Source organism: Kitasatospora sp. NPDC058492, from assembly GCF_042720685.1.
Classification (GTDB): domain Bacteria; phylum Actinomycetota; class Actinomycetes; order Streptomycetales; family Streptomycetaceae; genus Kitasatospora.
The window spans coordinates 22,896-43,220 of record NZ_JBHXMU010000073.1 but is presented as its reverse complement, the minus strand read 5'-3'; the positions used below and the strand labels follow the sequence as shown (position 1 = coordinate 43,220).

General features: G+C 74.6%; 16 protein-coding genes. 5 read left to right on the top strand and 11 right to left on the bottom strand.

The window, feature by feature from the left end; translation table 11 throughout:
• Positions 1–148: 148 nt before the first annotated feature.
• Complete coding sequence (lysA, locus tag ACFWPI_RS33850; protein ID WP_380378027.1) at positions 149–1,540, bottom strand: diaminopimelate decarboxylase; 1,392 nt, start codon at positions 1,538–1,540, stop codon at positions 149–151.
• Between the two features lie 50 nt (positions 1,541–1,590).
• A complete protein-coding gene (locus tag ACFWPI_RS33845; RefSeq protein ID WP_063346558.1) occupies positions 1,591–1,794 on the bottom strand; it encodes a hypothetical protein in 204 nt (67 codons plus the stop codon).
• A gap of 382 nt (positions 1,795–2,176) precedes the next feature.
• On the opposite strand from ACFWPI_RS33845, the gene kdpB reads away from it, so the two are divergent.
• Complete coding sequence (gene kdpB / locus ACFWPI_RS33840; RefSeq protein ID WP_380378026.1) at positions 2,177–4,399, top strand: potassium-transporting ATPase subunit KdpB; 2,223 nt, start codon at positions 2,177–2,179, stop codon at positions 4,397–4,399.
• Positions 4,400–4,582: 183 nt separating this feature from the next.
• Positions 4,583–5,071, top strand: coding sequence for a universal stress protein (locus ACFWPI_RS33835; RefSeq protein WP_063346559.1), 489 nt, complete (start codon positions 4,583–4,585; stop codon positions 5,069–5,071).
• 37 nt (positions 5,072–5,108) lie between these two features.
• Here ACFWPI_RS33835 and ACFWPI_RS33830 read toward each other — a convergent pair whose 3' ends face one another.
• The 4 genes from ACFWPI_RS33830 to ACFWPI_RS33815 all read right to left on the bottom strand — a co-directional run bounded on the left by ACFWPI_RS33830 (position 5,109) and on the right by ACFWPI_RS33815 (position 11,538).
• The gene (locus tag ACFWPI_RS33830) at positions 5,109–6,467 is read right to left on the bottom strand and encodes an ABC transporter ATP-binding protein (RefSeq protein ID WP_380378023.1); all 1,359 of its coding nucleotides are present in this window, start codon (positions 6,465–6,467) and stop codon (positions 5,109–5,111) included.
• Positions 6,468–6,634: 167 nt separating this feature from the next.
• Complete coding sequence (locus tag ACFWPI_RS33825; protein ID WP_380378022.1) at positions 6,635–7,846, bottom strand: alpha/beta hydrolase; 1,212 nt, start codon at positions 7,844–7,846, stop codon at positions 6,635–6,637.
• A gap of 60 nt (positions 7,847–7,906) precedes the next feature.
• Complete coding sequence (locus ACFWPI_RS33820) at positions 7,907–10,642, bottom strand: molybdopterin-dependent oxidoreductase (protein WP_380378020.1); 2,736 nt, start codon at positions 10,640–10,642, stop codon at positions 7,907–7,909.
• Positions 10,639–11,538, bottom strand: a complete 900-nt coding sequence (locus ACFWPI_RS33815) for an FAD binding domain-containing protein (protein ID WP_380378018.1) — start codon at positions 11,536–11,538, stop codon at positions 10,639–10,641. The genes ACFWPI_RS33820 and ACFWPI_RS33815 overlap by 4 nt, the downstream gene beginning before the upstream one ends.
• 503 nt (positions 11,539–12,041) lie before the next feature.
• Between ACFWPI_RS33815 and ACFWPI_RS33810 the strand changes: the two genes are divergently transcribed.
• Positions 12,042–12,494, top strand: coding sequence for a hypothetical protein (locus ACFWPI_RS33810; protein ID WP_063346563.1), 453 nt, complete (start codon positions 12,042–12,044; stop codon positions 12,492–12,494).
• Positions 12,495–12,504: 10 nt separating this feature from the next.
• Here the strand turns inward: ACFWPI_RS33810 and ACFWPI_RS33805 are convergent, their stop codons facing one another.
• From ACFWPI_RS33805 to ACFWPI_RS33785, 5 genes are all read right to left on the bottom strand, one after another.
• On the bottom strand, positions 12,505–13,161 hold the full coding sequence (locus ACFWPI_RS33805; protein WP_380378016.1) for a hypothetical protein: 657 nt from the start codon (positions 13,159–13,161) through the stop codon (positions 12,505–12,507).
• Positions 13,162–13,275: 114 nt separating this feature from the next.
• The gene (locus tag ACFWPI_RS33800) at positions 13,276–13,746 is read right to left on the bottom strand and encodes a cupredoxin domain-containing protein (protein WP_380378014.1); all 471 of its coding nucleotides are present in this window, start codon (positions 13,744–13,746) and stop codon (positions 13,276–13,278) included.
• Positions 13,746–14,213 carry a hypothetical protein gene (locus ACFWPI_RS33795; RefSeq protein ID WP_380378012.1) on the bottom strand — a complete coding sequence of 156 codons (468 nt, stop codon included), beginning with the start codon at positions 14,211–14,213 and terminating at the stop codon, positions 13,746–13,748. Before ACFWPI_RS33795 ends, ACFWPI_RS33800 begins: the two co-directional genes overlap by 1 nt.
• 355 nt (positions 14,214–14,568) lie before the next feature.
• Positions 14,569–15,516 (bottom strand): hypothetical protein, encoded by a 948-nt coding sequence (locus tag ACFWPI_RS33790; protein WP_380378010.1) that lies wholly within the window; start codon positions 15,514–15,516, stop codon positions 14,569–14,571.
• Between the two features lie 231 nt (positions 15,517–15,747).
• Entirely contained in the window at positions 15,748–17,382 is a 1,635-nt protein-coding gene (locus ACFWPI_RS33785) for a purple acid phosphatase family protein (RefSeq protein WP_380378008.1), read from the bottom strand.
• Positions 17,383–17,617: 235 nt separating this feature from the next.
• Between ACFWPI_RS33785 and ACFWPI_RS33780 the strand changes: the two genes are divergently transcribed.
• On the top strand, positions 17,618–18,736 hold the full coding sequence (locus ACFWPI_RS33780) for an NAD-dependent epimerase/dehydratase family protein (RefSeq protein ID WP_380378006.1): 1,119 nt from the start codon (positions 17,618–17,620) through the stop codon (positions 18,734–18,736).
• A 39-nt stretch (positions 18,737–18,775) separates the two neighbouring features.
• Positions 18,776–20,317, top strand: a complete 1,542-nt coding sequence (locus ACFWPI_RS33775; RefSeq protein WP_380378004.1) for an AMP-binding protein — start codon at positions 18,776–18,778, stop codon at positions 20,315–20,317.
• The last annotated feature ends 8 nt before the right edge of the window (positions 20,318–20,325 follow it).

Sequence of the window (20,325 nt, the reverse complement as noted above, 5' to 3'; positions counted from 1 at the left end):
CTCAACCTGCTCAACCGTCAACCCATAGGCACACAGTCAAGACAACGAACACCTACACCCACAGTCACGCCCAGATGCGGTTGCAGTACTAACCGCCAGAGTTGCGCGAGAAGTCGGCCGGCCCGACTTCTCGCGCGACGGCGTTCGGCTACCGGCCGACCTCGCGGAGGCGGAAGTCCTCGACCGTCTCCCGGCGGATCAGCAGGCGGGCCCGGCCGTCCTTGACGGCGGCCACCGCCGGGCGGCCGACCAGGTTGTAGCCGGAGGCCATCGACAGCTGGTACGCCCCGGCCGCCGGGACGGCCAGCAGGTCCCCCGCGCGCAGGTCGGCGGGCAGGACGGCGTCGCGGACCAGGACGTCGCCGGCCTCGCAGTGCCGGCCCACCACGTCCACCCGGGCCGCGCCCGCCTCGGAGCGGCGGCCCACCAGGCGGACGCTGTACGGCGATCCGTACAGCGCCGGGCGCGGGTTGTCGCTCATCCCGCCGTCCACGGCGGCGAAGCAGTGGCCGTCCGCGGTGTGCTTCACCGACAGCACCCGGTACACGGCGACGGCGGCCGGGCCGGCCAGCGCACGGCCGGGCTCGACGATCAGCCGCGGCACCTCCAGGCCCGCCTCGGCGCAGCGCACCGCCAGCCGGTTGGTCACCCGGACGGCGAAGTCGGCGACGTCGAACTCGGCGTCCCCCGGCAGGTAGCGGATGCCGTGGCCGCCGCCGAGGTCCAGTTCGGGCAGTTCCACACCGTGCTGCTCCCGGATCTCCGCGAGCAGCCGCACCAGCGCGTCCACCGCCTGGAGGTAGGGCTCGACCTCGGTGATCTGCGAGCCCAGGTGGCAGTGCAGGCCGGCCAGTTCGAGCCCGGGCTGGTCGAGCACCCGGGCGATCGCGTCGGCCGCGTCGCCGCCCTCGATCGGGAAGCCGAACTTCTGCCCGCCCACCCCCGTCCGGACCGCCGTGTGGTGCCCGGCGGCGATCCCCGGGACGACCCGGACGAGTACCCGCTGCGGGGTGTCGGCGGCCACCAGGGCGGCGAGCCGGGCGATCTCCGCCGGGCCGTCGATCACGATCCGCCCGACCCGCAGCCGCCGGGCCAGCCGCAGTTCCTCCGGGGACTTGGCGTTGCCGTGCAGCAGGATCCGCTGCGCCGGGAAGCCGGCCGAGGCGGCCAGCCACAGCTCGCCGGAGGAGCAGACGTCCAGACCCAGGCCCTCCTCGGCCACCCAGTCGGCCATCGCGCTGCACAGGAACGCCTTGGCGGCGTACAGCACCTCGGCGTGCGGCAGCGCCCGCCGGTAGGCCCGGGCGCGGTTGCGCACCTCGGCCTCGTCCAGGACGTACAGCGGGGTGCCGAAGCGCTCGGCCGCCTCCGCCAGCCCCACCCCGCCGACCAGCACGTCGCCGCCGGGGCCGGGCCGCGCCGAGGCCGGCCAGGGGCCGCCGAGCGCGTCGACGGCCGGGGCGTCGGGGCGGGCGGTGGAGGTGCCGGTGGAGGGGGCGGGGACGGTGGAGGGGACGGACGGGGCGGTCAGCTGCGTCATGGCGGTACTCCTACGGGGCGGGGCGGGGTTGCGGCACGCGGTGGGCGGGGTCAGTCCTCGAACTGCATCGCGATCCGGCAGTGCGCCGGGCGGCCGCGGTCGTGGCCGACCGTGGGCGCGGGCGCCGGTTCGGGCGGCTCGGGGCTGTCCTGAAGCTCATGCCGCTCCTGTCGGTCCTGCCGGACACCGGCGGGCACCAGGCGGACCAGGCGGCGCGGCGACTGGTCGACGGCGGTGGCGATCGTGCTGCTCACGGGAGGCTCCTCGGGCTCGGGCGGGCGGGCCGCTGTGTGCGGCCCTCGGTTCCAGTGGATGCCCACCGGAGGCCGATCGCACCGGGCCTTGACGCGTGGCCTACGCTCCGCCGGGCGTCCTTGACGCCTTCCTGACATCCGCCGCCACGACCGTCACCCGTACGGCCGCACGCGCCCCCGAACGTCCGTACGAGCCACCGAACGCCCACCCGGTCCGGATGTCAGGGAGCCGTCAAGGACGGCCGCCCACACGCCAAACCCGCGTCAAGAGGCGTGTGGCGGGCGCGGATCCGATGGTGGGCTGGCCGCCGTCCCCGCCGCCACCGAGCCCGCCGCCCCGTTGCCCCGCAGCCCGGGGCGGCCCGGAAGGTCTTCCGAGACGATGCGCCGTTCGGCCCTCACTCCCCCGGACACCACCACGCCCCGAACCGACTGGTTCCGCCGCCCGGAGGGCGTCCGCGAGCAACCCCCGCACGACCGGCCGAACGACCGGCCGCACCAACCGCAGCACCACCCGAGCCACCGGCCGACCGGCCCGGACGGCGGCCGCCGCCGGCTCATCACCCGCCGCCAGCTCACCGAGGCCCTGCCGGCCGCCGTCCGCAAGCTCCACCCGCGCACCATGATGCGCAACCCGGTGATGCTCGTGGTGGAGACCGGCTCCGCGCTCACCACGCTCAGCGCGGTGATCCACCCGAGCGTGTTCGCCTGGGTGATCGGCTTCTGGCTCTGGCTGACCGTGCTGTTCGCCAACCTCGCCGAGGCCGTCGCCGAGAGCCGGGGCAAGGCGCAGGCCGAGTCGTTGCGCCGCACCCAGGCCGGGACCACCGCCCGGCGGCTGCTGCACTGGCGGGTCGGCACCCGCGACCACCGCCACGAGGTGATCCCCGCCGAGCAGTTGATGCTGCACGACGTGGTGCTGGTGCCGGCCGGCGAGGTCGTGCCGCAGGACGGCGAGGTGGTCGAGGGGGTGGCCTCCGTCGACGAGTCGGCGATCACCGGGGAGTCCGCGCCGGTGATCCGCGAGTCCGGCGGCGACCGCACCGGCGTCACCGGCGGCACCAGGGTGCTCTCCGACCACCTGGTCGTCCGGGTCACCTCCCGGCCCGGGCAGAGCTTCGTCGACCGCATGATCGCCCTGGTGGAGGGCGCCAACCGGCAGAAGACCCCGAACGAGATCGCGCTCAACATCCTGCTCGCCTCGCTCACCATCGTCTTCCTGCTCTCGGTGGTCTCGCTCCAGCCGATGGCGATCTACGCGCACGCGCCGCAGACCACCGTGGTGCTGGTCGCCCTGATGGTCGCGCTCATCCCGACCACCATCGGCGCGCTGCTGTCCGCGATCGGCATCGCCGGGATGGACCGGCTGGTCCAGCGCAACGTCGTCGCCCTGTCCGGCCGGGCCGTCGAGGCCGCCGGGGACGTCGACGTGCTGCTGCTCGACAAGACCGGCACCATCACCCACGGCAACCGCCGGGCCGTCGCATTGCACCCGCTGCCCGGCGCGAGCACCGAACAGCTCGCCGAGGCCGCCCAGTTGGCCTCCCTCGCGGACGAGACCCCGGAGGGCCGCTCACTCGTCGAACTGACGAACCGTCAGTACTGGGTGCCGCCCCGCGCCCCCGGCGAACTCGGCGAGCAGCGGCCCGTCCCGTTCACCGCGCACAGCCGGATGAGCGGCGTCGACCTGACCTGGCCCGACGGGACGAACTGCCTGATCCGCAAGGGCGCTGCCGGCGCCGTCGCCCGCTGGGTGGTGGAGTCCGGCGGGCGGATGCCGATGGAGGCCAAGCCGCTGGTGGACCGGATCGCCGAGGCCGGCGGCACCCCACTGCTGGTCGCCGTCCACGACCGGCACGGCGCCCGCGCGCTGGGCGTGGTCGAACTCAAGGACGTGGTGAAGGAGGGCATCGCCGAGCGCTTCGCCGAGCTGCGCAGGATGGGCATCCGCACCGTCATGGTCACCGGCGACAACCCGCTCACCGCCCGCGCCATCGCCGCCGAGGCCGGGGTGGACGACTTCCTCGCCGAGGCCACCCCCGAGGACAAGCTCGCCCACCTGCGCCGCGAGCAGGCCGCCGGGAACATGGTCGCGATGACCGGCGACGGCACCAACGACGCCCCCGCCCTCGCCCAGGCCGACGTCGGGGTCGCGATGAACTCCGGCACCCCGGCCGCCAAGGAGGCCGGCAACATGGTCGACCTCGACTCCAACCCGGCGAAGCTGATCGACATCATCCGGGTCGGCAAGCAACTCCTCATCACCCGTGGCGCGTTGACCACCTTCTCGATCACCAACGACGTGGCCAAGTTCTTCGCGATCATCCCCGCGATGTTCGCGAACGCCTACCCCGGGCTGCACCACCTCAACATCATGGAACTGCACAGCCCGACCTCGGCGATCGCCTCCGCGATCATCTTCAACGCGCTGATCATCGTCGCGCTGATCCCGCTGGCCCTGCGCGGCGTCCGCTACCAGCCCGCCTCCGCCACCGACCTGCTCCGCCGCAACCTGCGGGTGTACGGGCTGGGCGGGCTGATCCTGCCGTTCCTCGGCATCAAGGCGATCGACCTGCTGATCCAGTTCGTGCCGGGCCTCGGCTGAGACGCACGGAGCACCGCGCGCCGCGCGCCGGAGCTGTCAGAAGGACGTCAAGAAGTGTGCGACCGGCGTCATGGAGCCATCAGCGGCGGTACGGACGGACCGGTTCCGGGGTTCACTGGAATCATCCGAACCAAGGAGTACGGAACCGGGAACACCCGACCGGAGAAACGGAGGCGAACGGCCATGACCGGGACCACCCGAGTGATCGTCGGCCTGAGCGGATCACTGAGCAGTCTGGCCGCCCTCTACCACGCCGTCGGCGAGGCGGCCCGCAGCGAGGCCGTGCTGGTGCCGGTGGCCGCGTGGAACGCGGGCGAACGCGACGGCCTGCGCCCGCTGTCCGAACTGGAGCACGCCGCCCGGCGGCGGCTGGACATCGCCTTCGAGCAGGCCTACGGCGGCTACCCGGCCGGCCTGGTCATCCACCCGCTGGTGGTCAAGGCCGAGCCCGGGCCCGCCCTGGTCGGCGCCGTCACCGGGCCGGAGGACCTGCTGGTCCTCGGCGCCGCCACCCGCCGCCGGTTCGACCGGCTGCGGCACGGCTCGGTGGCCCGGCACTGCCGCCACCGCGCGGGCTGCCGGGTGGTCGAGGTGTCGCCCTCCGCGCTGCTGACCCGGCTCGAACTCCCCGCCCGCACCGGGGCACCGCTCCCGCTGCTCGGGCGCGCCTGACAGCAACTCCCCCGAACCCGCCCGCCGGCTCGACGCGTCACCTCACCCACGCCGAGCCGGCGGGCGCCATCGCGCCCGGGCGCGCCGGTCCGGGGCCCCTGGCCCAGGCCCGACCCGTCGGCGCCCCCAACTGCACCACCGCGTCCGCGTGTTCACGCACCAGCGACAGGTCGTGGCCGATGAGTGCCAGCGCCACCCCGCGCTCGGCGCGCAGCCGGCCCAGCAGGGTCATGATGCCCGCGGCCGTGTCGGTGTCCAGCCCGGAGGTCACCTCGTCGCACAGCAGGACGTCCGGTTCGGCCGCCAACGCCCGGGCGATGGCGACGCGTTGACGCTGGCCGTCGGACAGCTCGTGCGGGTGCCGGGCGGCCAGGTCGGCGGGGAGGCCGACGGCGGCCAGCAGTTCGGCGACCCGGCCGGGGCACTGCTCGTGCGGGGTGGTGTGGTGCAGCCGCAGCGGCCGGGTGAGGGTGGCGCCGACGGTCCGGGCCGGGTTGAGCGCGCCGAGCGGGTTCTGCGGGACGAGTTGGACGCGGCGGCGCTGCTCGCGGGTGCGGGCGTGGTGCGAGCCGGCCAGCGGGGCGCCGTCCAGGGTGAGGGTACCGCCGGTGGGCGGGTGGAGCCCGGCGAGGACCCGGGCGAGGGTGGTCTTGCCCGCGCCGGAGGGGCCGATGATGCCGGTGCAGCTGCCGGGCGCGAGGTGCAGGTCGACCCCGGTGAGGATCCGGCGCCGCCCGCGCCCGTACCCGACGTGGGCTTCGACGCCGAGCGCGGCCAGCCCGACGGCGGTGCGCGCCGCGACCGGTCCGGACGTGCGGCTCGCCCCGGCCCGGATGGCCCCGGCCCGGATGGCGCCGCCGCCCACCCCGGGCCGGGCCGGGGCGAGGACGAGCACCTCGTCGGCGCAGCGGGCGACGAAGGCGGCGTCGTGGCTGGCGAGCGCGACGGCGATGCCGTGCCGGCGGGCGAGTTCGCGCAGCAGGTCGGCGATCTCGTCCCGCAGCGCGGGGTCGAGGCCGGCGCCGGGTTCGTCGAGGAGCAGCAGGTCAGGGCGGCGGGCGAGGGCCCGTGCGAGGGCGACGCGACGCTGCCGGCCGCCGGACAGGGCGCCGGGGAAGGCGAGCCGGTGGCGGCGCAACCGGCGCAGTGGTTCGGGGGCGAGGGCGAGGACGTCCTGACCGAGGACGGTGACCAGCCCGGTGGCGCGGGCGCCCGGTGGCAGGGCGCCGGCGAGGGCGTGCAGCAGGGTGGTCTTGCCCGCGCCGGAGGGGCCGGTGACGGCGTGCACGCGCCCGGGGTGCAGGTCGAGGCTGACCGGGGCGAGCAGCGGGGTGCCGTCCGCGAGGGCGATGGCGAGCCGGTCGACCCGGGCGGTCGGGTTCTCGGTCACAGTCATTCCGCGCGTCCTCCCCCCGAACCGAAATCACTTAGGTTTGCCTACCCTGAAGTTGAGCCCCCAGACAACCCTCCTGCCACACAATGGCTCAGGAGTGACCACCCCGCCGACGTTCTCGGCCGCCGTCCGGCCGTCGGCGCCAAGACGTGCCCGGCGCACGGCCGGCGTCACTGCGGGTCGCGCAGGTGGTCGCTCAACCAGGTCAGCGACGGCGGGAGCAGCCTGGTCCAGGTGGTGAAGTTGTGCCCGCCGGTCTCCACGGTGGCCTGGGCGACCACCAGCGGCGGGCGGGCGGCCGCGGCGAAGGCCACGGAGTCGGCGTAGCCGTGGCCTTCCTCCTTGCTGTCGGCGAGGAGGACGGCGAGGGCGGGCATCGGCAGGTGGGCGAGGCGCCAGTTCAGGTCGGCCTCGTCGCGCCGCTGCTGGCTGCCGCCGAAGAGGTCGCCGGTGGTCGCGTCCTCGGCGGCCTTGAAGTAGCCGGACAGCGAGACCGCCACCGGGAAGGTCTCCGGGTGGACCATGCCGAGCTTGACGGCGCAGTAGCCCCCGGTGGAGTCGCCGATCACGCCGAGGCTGCCGGTGCCGTCGAGCACCCGGTAGGAGGCGCGCAGGCCGGCCGGCACGTCGGTGGTGAAGTAGCGCTGGGCCTGCGGGCCGTTCGGGACGTCCTCGCACTCGCTGTCGCGCGGCATCGACGGCGAGGGGCGCACCAGCACCAGGACGGTCGGCTTCATCGCCCCCCGGCGCAGCAGGTCGAGTTCGTACGCCGGGTAGCGCAGCTTGGTGACCAGGTTGGCGGCGTCCCCCGGGAAGCCGGTCATCACCAGGGCGGCCGGGAAGTGCCGGGCCTCGGCGCCGGGCCGGAAGTACTGCGGCGGCAGGTAGACGTACCCGTCGGTGCTGAGCCCGGTGGTGGTGCCGGGCAGCCGGACCCGGTCGAGCCGCCCGATGGTGGCCGGGTCGCGGTCGGCCCCGTCCGCGCCGGTGATCTCGGCGGTGCCGAGCACCTGCACCCCGGCGGGCACTTCGGCCGGGGTGCTGCTGGGGGTGCCGGTCGGGCTTCCGGACGGAACGACAGGCGGGCTGACGGACGGGCTGACGGACGGGCCGCCGGTCGGGCTGGTCGCCTGGATGACGCCCGTCGCACGGTCGCGCCCGAACAGGTCGGACCAGCTGCTGTAGAACACGAAGTCGTCGTTGACGGCGAGCCCGAGGGTGGCCAGCAGGGCGAACTGGGTGACGGCGATCGTCCCGAGCCGCAGGAACACCGCGGGCCAGCTGCGGACGGCCAGCCGGGGCCAGACCCAGAGCGTGCCGAGCACCGTGAACACCGCGAGCAGCGCCGCCAGCGCCAGCAGCTTGTGACTGGTGAGTCCCATCCGGCCTCCCTGGGGCGCGTCCGACAGCGCGACCCAGGGTAACCAGGTCGGGACCGAACGTCACTCCCGCCGGTCGGCGAGCGCCTGCCAGACCTGGTCGCGCAGGAACGGCGGGTCGGTGAAGCGGATGCCGGTGGCGTCGCGCAGGGCGTTGGCGAAGGCGGGGGCGACCGGGTTGAACGGGCTCTCACTCATCGACTTGGCGCCGAGCGGGCCGATCGCGTCCGAGGTGGTCGAGAAGTGCACCTCGGTGCGCGGCACGTCGGCGTACGCGGGCAGGCGGTAGCGGCGGAACGCGGCCGTGGTGACCTCGCCCCGGTCGTCCAGCAGCACCCGTTCGAACAGCGTCGCGCCGAGCGCCTGGGCGACCCCGCCCTCGACCTGCCCGCGGCACTGCATCGGGTTCATCACCCGCCCGGCGTCGGCGCCGTGCACGCTGCGCAGGATCCGGATCTCCCCGGTGTCCGGGTCGACGGCGAGGCGGAACCACTGCGAGTTGAACGCCACCGAGCGCGGCGAGCCGCCCCAGTGCCCGGTGCCGACGAGGTCGACGCCGCGTTCGCGCGCCGCCGCGTGCAGTTCCTTCAACGGGATGCCGCGCCCGTCGCAGTCGACGGCCTCGGCGCCGAGCCGGACCAGGCTGCGCGGGGTCCGCGCGTACTCGGCGGCGAAGTCGGTCAGCCGTTCGGCGAGCGCGTTCGCGGCCCGCATCACCGCCTTGCCCGCGACCACCGTCCCCGCCGAGCCGAAGGCGCCGGTGTCGTGCCGGACGACGTCGGTGTCGGACTGCCGGATCGCGATCCGGTCGACGGTGGTGCCGAGCGCGCCCGCGGTGATCTGCTGGTGCACGGTGGTCGTGCCGTTTCCGAACTCGGCGGTCCCCACGGCGACGTCGTAACCGCCGTCCTCCAGCAGGGCGACGGCGGCGTCGGCGAAGTGCCCGCCGGGCGGGCCGGTGGCGATCATCGCCATGGCGAAGCCCTGCCCGACCAGCCAGCCCTCGGGGGCGTCCACCGCGCTGCGGTCGTTCGCGAGCGCGTCGCGGACGACTTGCAGGCACTGGTCGAGGCCGTAGCTGGCGATGTGCAGGTCCTCCTCCTCGCCGCCGGGGCTGAGCAGGTGCTCGCCGGGGCCGATGACGTTGCGCTCGCGGAACTCCAGCGGGTCGATGCCCAGCCGGCGGGCCAGTTCGTCCATCGCCGACTCCACCGCGAAGGTCACCTGCCCGAGCCCGTAGCCCCGGAAGGCGCCGGCCGGCACGCAGTTGGTGTACACCGAGTACGCCTCGACCTTCTTGTGCGGCACCCGGTAGACGCCCATCGACTCGCCGACGCTGTGGAACATCACCGCCGGGCCGTGGTTGCCGTACGCGCCGGTGTTGGACACCACCCGGAAGCTGAGCGCCGTGAGCGTGCCGTCCGCCTTGGCGCCCGCCTTGACGGTGATCGTGAACGGGTGCCGGGTGGTGGCGCCGTAGAACTGCTCGGCCCGGGTGAACTCCAGCTTCACCGGCCGGCGCAGCCGCAGCGCCGCCAGCACCGCGATGTCCTCGGTCAGCATCTCCTGCTTGCCGCCGAAGCCGCCGCCGACCCGGCCCGCCACCACCCGGACCTCCTCCTCCGGCAGGTCGAACAGGGCGCAGATCGCGCGCCGGGTGAGGAACGGCACCTGGGTGCTGGAGCGCACCACCAGCCGCTCGCCGGCGCCGTCCTCCCGCTCCTCGAAGGAGACCACGCAGCCGTGCGTCTCCAGGCTGGCGTGCTGCACCCGCTGGGTGCGGAAGGTCTCCTGGTAGACCGCGTCGGCCTCGGCGAAGCCCTGCTCCACGCTGCCGATCTCGCCGTGCACCTCGCCGCACACGTTGTTCTCCGGCCGGGCGATCCGGGCCTGCGGCCCCTTGGCGTGCAGGACCGGCGCGCCGGGCGCCATCGCCTCCTCCGGGTCCAGCACGTACGGGAGTTGCTCGTACTCGACGGCGATCCGGCGGCAGCCCTCCTCGGCGGCGGCCTCGCTGTCGGCGACCACCGCGGCGACCCGCTGGCCGACGAAGCGGACGACGTCGTCCAGCAGCCGGGTGTCGTCCGGGTCCTCGGTCGGGTGCTCGTGCCGGGCCGAGGAGTACAGCCGCTCGGGCGCGTCGTGGTGGGTGAACACCGCGTGCACGCCGGGCACGCGCAGCGCGGCCGCGGTGTCGATGGCGACGATCCGGGCGTGCGGGTGCGGGGAGCGCAGCAGCTTCAGGTGCAGCAGCCCCGGCACCTCCACGTCGAAGGTGTACCGGGCGGCGCCGGTGACGACCTGCGGCCCGGCGGGCGCGCCCAGGCTGCGGCCGACGGCGCGGCCGGCCTCGGGCTCCTCGGTGTGCCGGACACCGCGGATCGCGTCCTCGATCGCCCGGTAGCCGGTGCAGCGGCACAGATTGCCCTTCAACGACCTTGGGAGGTCGGCGAGTTGCTCCTCGTCCAGCGCACTGGCGGTCATCAGGAAACCGGCCGTGCAGAAGCCGCACTGGAAGCCCTGGGCGTCCAGGAACCGCTGCTGCATCGGGTGCAGTTCGCCGTCCTTGGCCAGGCCCTCCACCGTGGTGACGCACCGCCCCTCGGCGCGCGCCGCCGGGTAGAGGCAGCTGTGCACCGGGGTGCCGTCCACCTGCACGGTGCAGGCGCCGCAGTCGCCGGCGTCGCAGCCCTTCTTCACCCCGAACCAGCCGCGCTCGCGCAGGTAGGTGCGCAGGCACTGGCCCGGGCGGGGCTCGGCGTCGAAGTCCCGTTCGTTGACGCGGATCGAGAAGCTCATCCGGCGGCCTCCTCGGCCAGGTCCGGTCCAACCAGGTCCGGTCCAGCCAGGCCCGGCCCGGCCGTACTCGGCGAGGCCGGCCGGGCGGGGTCCAGTTCGCGGCGGATCTGCTCGGCGAACCGGAAGGTCAGGTGCCGCCGCCAGGCGGGCAGTCCGTGGATGTCGTCGACGTACTCCTCGGGCCGGATGCCGTCCCGGACCGCCTCCTCGACGGCGGCCGCGTTCGGCCCCGGCGGGAACCAGAGCCGGATCGGGCGGACGGTGGCGGCGGTGACGGTGATGGTCAGCGAACCGTCCACCGGGTCGAGGGTGCCGATCAGCAGCGCGCCGGAGCGGCCCAGCCCGTACAGCGAGGCCTGGCGGAACGCCGTCCGGGCCGCCAGCGCCCGGCCCGGCAGGGTGATCGAGCGCAGCAGCTCACCCTGCCGCAGGTCCTTGACGCCGGCGCCGGTGACGAACTCCGCCACCGGGACGCGGCGTTGCTCCCCCGACGGGGCCCGCAGCAGGCAGAGCCCGTCCAGGGCGGCGGTCAGCGAGATCATCGGACCGGCGGGCAGGCCGTTGCACAGGTTGCCGCCGACGGTGGCCATGTTCCAGATCTTCCAGGAGGCCAGGAACGCCCGGCAGCACTGCTCGAACAGCGGCGCCGCCGTCCAGGCGGCGGGCTTGGGGTGGCGGGAGAGCTGGGCGAGCGTGCAGGTCGCGGCGATCTCCAGGCCGCCGTCCGGGGTCGGGGTGAGCGGCTCCCAGCCCATCCGGCCGAGGTCGATCAGCCGGCGGATGTGCGGCTGCGGCTCGGAGAACAGGTACGTCCCGCCGCCGAGCCAGGCGTCCCCGGGCCGCCAGGTGCCGCCCCGGCGGGCGTCGCACAGCTCGGCCACCGTGTTCAGATCCATGTCGCTCCATCGCCCCTGGCCGGTCCCGTTCCTTCGGTACGGCGATTGAAGCCGCGGCGACCGGTCGGGCACGAGTGGGCCCGCACACCAGCCGCACCCGGCCCCACCTGGTCGATCGTCCAACGGTGGGCCCTCCCACCCGCATCAACTTCGACAAGGGTGTCGAAGTTGGCGTGAGGGCCGGGCTATGCTGTCCCGAAGTCCGAGGATGACCCCCCTTGCCCCGTCGACGAACGCACCAGCATGGCGCGCCCGACCGGAAGGAGGCGAGACGCATGGACAGCAGCAGTCCGGGCCGCACCACCCGCCCCCACCCCCGCATGCCCCGGTCCGCCTCCGGCAGACGGTGAGCACGGTCGAGACGGTGAACACACCCGTCGCGCACGCTTTCTGACGCAACGTCAAGTTCTCCTGACGCCACGTCCCACACGTCGGCCCTGCCGCCACCGCCGTCCACGGCCCCTTCACCCGCCCCGGTCTTCCCCGCCGAGGAGAGGTATCCCATGACGACGTCCCGGCCCTACCCGCGCCCCGCCGAAGCCGCGGTGCTGCTCACCGTCCTCGCCCTCCTCGTCGCCGAGGAACTCGCCCTCGGCCTGGCCGAGGAGGAGGACCGCCCGGTCATCAACGCCATCCTGATCGGCGCCTCCGGCTCCGGCCTCCTGGCGGTCGGCGCGGTGCTGCTCGGGCGCTGGCTCGACACCCGCCGCCCGCTCCCGTTACCCCCGCCCGGCCCCAACGGCCGCGAGTACAGCGCCCGCGCCCTCGAAGACTTCCCGATGGACGCCGTGCGCCCGCTCCTGCTCGCCCACCAGGCCCCGCAGCTGGGCCAGTTGTACTCCGCCTGGATGCTCGCCCGGGCCGGCCGCCCGGCCCCGTGGATCGCCCGCCGACTCGGCATCCCGCTCGACGCCGCCCACCTCCTCGTCGACGCCGCCCGCACCCGCCACGACTGAGCCGGCGGCGTCAGCGGCGCCGGCCGGGCGCCCCCGCGCCCGCCTGCGCCAGCAGGAACGGCACCAGGCCGCGCTCCGCCAGCGCCGACCGCCAGGCGTCCCGCGCCAGCCCCAGCTCCCCCAGGACGCCGGCCTCCCCGCCGGACTCCGCCGACCTCGACCGCGAGGCCGCGCCCACCAGCCCCAGTCCGCCCACCAGCAGGCTCACCGCGGCCACCCCGGCCGCCACCCACCCGGCGCCCACCAGCGCGTGCCCCAGCACCTCGGCGTCGTCCGCCAGCCCCAGCGCGTACCCGAGCAGCAGGAGGATCGCGGCCGCCACCCCGGCGATGATCGGCACGATCACCCCCAGCACCCCCCACCACCCGGACACCCGCTGCCGCCCCGGCTCGTCCACCGGCAGCCGCGCCACCGCGTCCTGGTCCGCCCGCAGCGCCGCGTACCGCTCGTACTCGGGCGCCGCCGCCGCCAGCACGAACTCCGCGTTCTCCCGGGCGCACCGCCGCAACCGCTCCACCCCCGGCCCCTCGTCCCCCACCGCCCGCAGGGCCGCCCGCACCTGCGACCCGGCCAGCGCCCTCCCCAGCTCCGTCTCGAAATCGGCCCGATCCTGCTGCGGCAGTCGAAGCGGCCTGTCCATGCCGTGCCCCCGTTCACTGTTCTCCATGTTCTACAGAACTGTAGAACATGGCAGCGGATAGCAGCAGCCCCGTTCACCTGTGGGCTTGCGATTCAGGAGCGGCCGGCACCCGGCGCCCACGCGGCCGACGGACCGGTCGACTCAGGACACCGTCAGGATCCCCCGCATGAAGTGGTGGAGGGTGCACAGGTACGAGGAGGCGCCCGGCCGGGCCGGCGCGGTGAAGGTCGCGGACGCGCCCGGGGCGATGGTGCCGGTGTCGAAACTGCGGTCCTGGGCGGTGAGGGTGTGGTCGACGGTGTCGGCGTTGCGGACCGTGACGACGGCGCCCGGGCGGACGGTGAAGTTCGCCGGCTCGAACACGAAGTCCCTGATGGCCACCGCCCCCGGGGCGGGAGCGGTGGCCGAGGACGGCGAGGCGGCCGGGGCAGCCGGAGTCGCCGGGGTCGCCGAAACGGACCCGGTCGGCCCCGGGCCTGAAGCCGAGCCCGAATCCGGGCCTGCGTCCTGGCCTGAATCCGGGCCTGAATCCGGGCCGCCCACGCTGACGGAGCAGGCGGCGAGGGCGGCGCCGAGGAGCACGGCGGCCACGGCCCGGGCCCGCGGACGCATCAGGAGCTGAAGAGCGAGACCCGCCGGGCGTCGGAGGACGCGGGCGGGGTGGCGCCGAGGTCGGAGACCGTGGCGATCAGGACGGCGTCCGCGCCCGGGATCCAGTTGACCGTCTTGGACTGGACGACGAGCTGCCGCTGCCGCGCCGTCCCGTCGCAGATCACGTCCGCCTCGGCCGTCCGGCTGGAGCCGAAGGCCATCGAGGAGGTGTCCTCCGGGTCCCGCTGCTCGACCGAGACGGTGAGCGACCGGGCCTCCTCCGCGACCCCGCAGACGTACTCGACGTCGACCCGGACCCGGCCGGGGACCTTCGGGTCGATCCGGGCCTCACCGAGAGTGACGCCCGTGGGGGCCGAGTCCCCGTCCCGCACCCGGGCCGGGGCGGCCACCGAAGCTGCGGCCGGCGCCGGATCGGCGGCCAGGGCGGGTGCCGTGAGCCCGCCGAGGGCCGTGGTGAGGGCCGTCACAATGATCCACCGCTGCACTGCCAACCTCCCATAACTGAAACCGTGTTGCGGCCGACGCTAACCGCCCCGCCAGTGGCCCGCGCGCCGGGGCGGGCACCCGTCGCACGGACAGCCCAGCCACGACGGCGACCCGCCGTCACCAACGGCCCAACCCGCCGCCCGACCGCCCGTCACACCGGACCGGCCCGCCGCGACGACCCTCCGTCACCACCCGCCCTGCATGGACCAGCGCCCCTCGGCCGCCCGCCCCAGGGCCGCCTGAACGGACGAAGGGCCCGCCGCGCGGTACGCGCGACGGGCCCGGGGCGGCGCAGTGCTCGAGCTCAGGACGCGGCGAGCTCACGGCACCGCAGGCTCAGGACGCGGCGAGCCAGGCGGCCGGGCCGCCGACCTGGGCCCAGTTGGTGCCGCCCAGCCACTTGAAGACGCCGCCGCGGTCCGGGCTGAGCCCGTACACGGTGCCGGCGCCGTCGATGCTGAACTCCGCACCGGGGCCGCCGATCCGCGACCAGCTGTTGGGCGCCCCGCCGTAGCGGAAGACGTCGCCACTGGTCGGGTCGGTGGCCAGCAGGGTGCGGCCGCCGCCGGCCACGATGCTGCCGGCCGGGCCGCCGACCTGGGCCCAGGTGGCGCCGCCCTGCCACTGGAACACGCCACCGCGGTCCGGGGTGAGCCCGTACACACCGCCCGCGTCGTCGACGGCGAACTGGGCGCCGGGGCCGCCGATCCGCGACCAGCTGTTGGGCGCCCCGCCGTAGCGGAAGACGTCACCGCTGGTGGGGTCGGTGGCGATCAGGGTGTTGCCGCCGGCGACGATGCTGCCGGCCGGACCCCCGATCTGGGTCCAGTTGGTACCGCCCTGCCACTGGTACACGCCGCTGCGGTCCGGGCTGAGCCCGAAGACGTGTCCGCCGCCGTCCACGGCGAACTGGGCACCCGGACCGCCGATCCTCGTCCAATTGTCGGGGCTCCAGTTGTACGCGTAGAGGTCGCCGGTGGCCGGGCTGGTGGCGACCAGACCGCCACCGCCGGAGACGATGGTGGCGGCCGGGCCGCCGACCTGGGTCCAGGTGGCGCCGTTCCAGTTGAAGACGGCGCCGCGATCAGGGGCGAGCGCGAAGAGGGCGGTCGAGACCGCGATCGGGGCACTCGGCCGCGCGACGGACGCGGCCGCGCTCACCGGTGCGAGTGCGACGGCGGACGCGGTGGTGGCCTGGGCCGGGACCGCCAGCAGCGGGGCGGCTCCGAAGGCGAGCGCAAGGCCGGTGAGGAGGAGTTTGCGGGTCGTGGCACGGAGGTGCATCGCTTCCAACCTTCTGATGGTTTGGGAGTGCGAGTGGCACGTGCTGTTGATCCGAGCGGCTGATCCGAACTGCCTACAATAGACATGGACATGCCATACGCCAGTCTTGCCTACTGCTCCACGGCCTGTCCTACGACGAACTGCGGATTGTCCGCCGCACCCGGGTGCGGTACAAGGCGCCCCCGGGCCGCCGCGCCCTCCACGCGGCGGGCCCCTCAAGGACGCGAGGCGTCACCGGCGCCCGGCGCCGACCTCGGAGCCGGTGCGCTCGTCCTCGCCTTGGTCCTCGCCCTGGACGTCGCTCCGGTCGTCGTTCCGGTCCCGGTCGCCCCAGCCGTCGCTGCGGTCGCGGTACAGGGTGAAGCGGTCGAAGAGCACCGGCGTCGGGAACGGGTTGGCCGCGGTGGCGGACGGGGAGTGGTAGTAGCTGACGGTGATGGTGGTGCGGCCGCCCGGCACCGGCCCGGGGTCAACGTCGAAGACTGCGACGCCGTACGGGAAGGCGGTGTCCGGGTCGGTGACCGCGGACCAGTGGGCCTTCTCCTTCGCGTCCGGGTCGGCCTTGAAGGTGAGCCGCTGGGTGCGCACGGAGGCCTGGCGGACGCCGTCCGCGTCGGCGGGCAGGTAGACGTCGTCGTGGCCGGCGGTGCCGCCGCCGCCGAGGATCAGGTGGACGGTGCCCTGCGAGGTGTCGATCCGGCGCAGGTCGTCGTCGGCGACGGCCGGGGTGAGCAGGCCGCCCGGCTCGGTGCCGCGGACGGGGTGGGTGCGCTCGTAGTCGTGGTCGTGCCCGGCCAGGACGAGGTCGACGGAGTAACGGTCGAGCAGCGGCATCAGCTTCTCGCGGATGCCCATGTCGCCGCCGTGGCTGGCGGCCGAGGAGGACATCGCGAACTGGTGCAGGTTGACGACGACCCAGTCCACCGCGCGGCCGCGCCGGGCGCGCGCCAGGGTGCGTTCCAGCCAGCGGAGTTGGGCGCCCTCGCTGTAGTCGCTGATGTAGATGGACTGGCCGGTGGCCGGGTCGAGGCTGGCGTCGTCCTCGACGGCGATCTCGTTGCCGTCGAGGCTCACGAACAGCACCGAACCGACCTGGAAGCTGTACCAGTTGCCGCAGTAGTCGCGGGTGCCGTTGTCGGGCAGTTCGAAGCGGGTCAGGTAGGAGGCGTAGCCGAGGTCCCCGCCGCCGACCTCGACCTCGTGGTTGCCGGGCGCGGGCATCCAGGGCCGGCCGGCGGCCGACTTGGCGAGGTTGTTCATGAACGCGTTCCAGCACTGCGGCTGGCGCTGCGGGTTGTTGTTGGCGTACGCGAGGTCGCCGTTGAGCAGGTGGAACAGCGGCGCGAACTGCTCGACCTGGCGGACGGCGGCGGCGCCGTGGATCGAGGACTTGCTGAACACGTTGTCGCCGGTGCCGAGATCGCCGAAGCTGGTGAAACGGAACGCGGCCCGGCCGCGCGCGGGCGCGGTGCGGAGGGTGCCGCGCACCGGGCCGGAGCCGTCGTGCAGCACCTCGTAGACGTACGTGGTGTCGGGCCGCAGGCCGTCCAGGCGGACGTGGTGGGTGTACGTCTCGACCTTGTTGAGCCCGTCGACGTAGGTGCGGGTCTCGGCGTCCACGGTGTGGCCGGCGCCGCCGCGCGGGGTGCCGATCCGCACCCGGGGGCGGCGCACGGTGGCGGCCGTCGCCCAGGAGACGGTCATCTCGCGGGACGGCTCGTTGCCCCACTGGAGGTGGATCTGCTCCGGTCCGGGGGTGCCCGCCAGGGCCGGCTGCGTCCAGAGGAGGGTGGACGCGGGCAGCGCGGCCAGCGCACCGGCGGCGGTACCCGTCCGAAGGACCGTTCTGCGCGAGGGATGTGACACTGTCGCCTCCAAGGCTCCGGGAAACGCCCAGGAGAGTCCCAGCCGAACCGGGCGCCCGGGCCACCGGCGAAGGTTCTTCCGGCGAACGTCAGTTGAACGCCGGATCGGATCGGGCGGCGATCAACCGTGACACCGGTCAGGCCGGTCACACCGGTTACGCCGGGAGGATTACCGATCCCTGACGGCCGGTCCGTCCACGCCCGATCCGCCGCCCCGCGCGGCTAGCGTCGGCGGCATGGAGATTCTGGTCACCGGCGGAGCCGGGTTCATCGGGTCGGCCGTGGTCCGCGCGCTGGTCGCGGCCGGGCACGGGGTGCGGGTGCTGGACGCGCTGCTGCCCGCCGTCCACCGCTCGGGGCGGGCCCCCGAACTGCCCGGGGGCGTGGCCTTCGAGCAGGGGGACGTCCGGGACGCCGCCGCCGTGCAGCGGGCGCTGGCCGGGGTGGACGCGGTCTGCCACCAGGCGGCGATGGTCGGCCTCGGGCTGGACCTCGACGACGCCCCCGCCTACGCGGGCTGCAACGACCTCGGCACGGCCGTCCTGCTCGCCGCGATGGCCCGCGCCGGCGTCCGCCGCCTCGTCCTGGCCGGCTCGATGGTGGTGTACGGGGAGGGCCGCTACCGCTGCCCCGCGCACGGCGACGTCGCCCCGGGCCCGCGCCGCCCGGCCGACCTGGAGGCCGGGCGCTTCGAACCGCCCTGCCCGGCCTGCGGCCGCGCCCTGAGCCCCGGCCTGGTCGCCGAGGACGCCCCGGCCGACCCGCGCAGCGTGTACGCGGCCACCAAACTCGCCCAGGAGCACCTGGCCTCCGTGTGGGCCCGGGCCTGCCAGGGCGCCGTCCTGACGCTCCGCTACCACAACGTGTACGGGCCGGACATGCCGCGCGACACCCCGTACGCGGGGGTCGCCTCGCTGTTCCGCTCGGCGCTGGCCCGGGGCGATGCCCCCCGGGTGTTCGAGGACGGCGGCCAGCGCCGGGACTTCGTCCACGTCGAGGACGTCGCCGCGGCCAACCTCGCCGCACTGGAGGCCCTTGCCGCCCGCGCGCCGGGCAGCTCCCGCGCCTACAACGTGGGCAGCGGCGAGGTCCGCACGATCGGCGAGCTGGCCGGGGCGCTGGCGGCGGCGTACGGCGGCCCGGCACCGCTGGTGACCGGCGAGTACCGCCTGGGCGACGTCCGGCACATCACCGCCGACTCCTCCCGGCTGCGCGCCGAACTCGGCTGGCGCCCGCAGGTGCCGTTCTCCGCCGGGATGGCCGAGTTCGCGGCGGCGCCGCGGCCCGGCGCCGCACCTGACTGCCCGTCCGATGTCGGCCGGAACTCGCCGGTGAAGAGCGGAGGATGGGGCTAGCCTGGCGGCATGGTTGCAAACTACAAGGGAGATGTGGCCGTGAACGACCAGGAATTCGTCAGCGCACCCGCCCTGATCCTCCGGTCCCTCTCCGCCGACCCCGGCCGGCGGGCCATCGTCACCGCCGACGGCGTCGAGATCACCGCCGGCGACTTCGCCGCCGCCACCTACCGCCTCGCCCACGAGCTCATCGCCCGGGGCGTCACCCGCGGGGACACCGTCACCCTCCTCACCGGCAACACCGCCGAGGCACTCGGCGCCCGCTACGCCGCGGGCCTCGCAGGTGCGCGGGTGGTCACCCTGTACGACGGCATGAGCACCCCCGTCCTGGCCGAGGTCGCGGCAAGCGTCGACGCCGCCGTCCTCCTCGTGGACGCCGAACGGTACGCGGAGGCCGCCCAGTTGCTGCCCCTGATCGACGTGCCGACCGTCCTGCGCCTCGGCCCCGGACCGGCGACCGTCGGCGAGGACGTGATCGCCGCCGCCGCGAACCGCCCCGCCGAGCCGCCCGCCGTCCGGATCGGCCCGGACGACGACCTCGGCATCCGCCACACCGGCGGTACCACCGGAATCCCGAAGGGCATCGTCAGCCTGCACGGCCCCTACCGCGGCGTCTTCGACACCTCGTTCGGCTCCGCCGGCACGGCCGACGAGGCGCCCCGCTTCCTCGCCGCCACCTCGCTCGCCCACCTCGCCGGGATCTTCTCCGACCTGACGCTCCACCACGGCGGCACGGTGGTCCTCCAGCGCACCTTCGACCCCGGCGAGGTCCTGGCCGCCGTCGAGCGCGAGCGCATCACCAGCCTCTGGGCGCTGCCGCCGCTGCTCTACCAGCTGCTCGACCACCCGGCGATCGGCCGCACCGACCTGTCCAGCCTCCGGCAGATCATGTACGGGGGCTGCGCCGCCTCGCCCACCCGGATCCGCGAGGCGCTCAAGGTGTTCGGGCCGGTCCTGGTAGGCATCTACGGGATGTCCGAGGCGCAGCTGATCTCCTTCCTCACCCCGGAGGGGCACGACCGGATCGCGCAGGGCGGCCAGGTCTCGGTCGGCCGGCCCCTCCCGGGCGTCGACGTGGAGATCCGCGCCGAGGACGGCACCGGGCTGCCGACCGGAGAGCAGGGCGAGGTCCACATCCGATCGGCCGGACTCATGGCCGGGTACTGGAAGCGGCCCGACCTGACCGCCGAGGTGCTGCGCAACGGCTGGCTGAACTCCGGCGACGTCGGCTACTTCGACGCGGACGGCTACCTCTACCTGGCCGACCGGGTCAAGGACCTGATCATCGTGGTCGGCGGGCACGTCTACCCGTCCGAGGTGGAGGACCTCCTCCTCACCCACCCGGCGATCGCCCGCTGCGCGGTCTTCGGCGTGCGCGACGCGCAGGAGGCGGAGCACGTCCACGTCGCCGTCGTTCCCGCTCCGGGGCAGCAGCCCGAGTTGGCGGACGTCCAGGCGTTCGTCACGGCCCGCAAGGGGCGGATCTACGCGCCGGAGGCCCTGCACCTCGTGGACGAGATCCCGCTGACGTCGGTCGGCAAGCCGGACAAGAAGCGGCTGCGCCAGGCCGTGGCCGAGTAGGCCGAGTA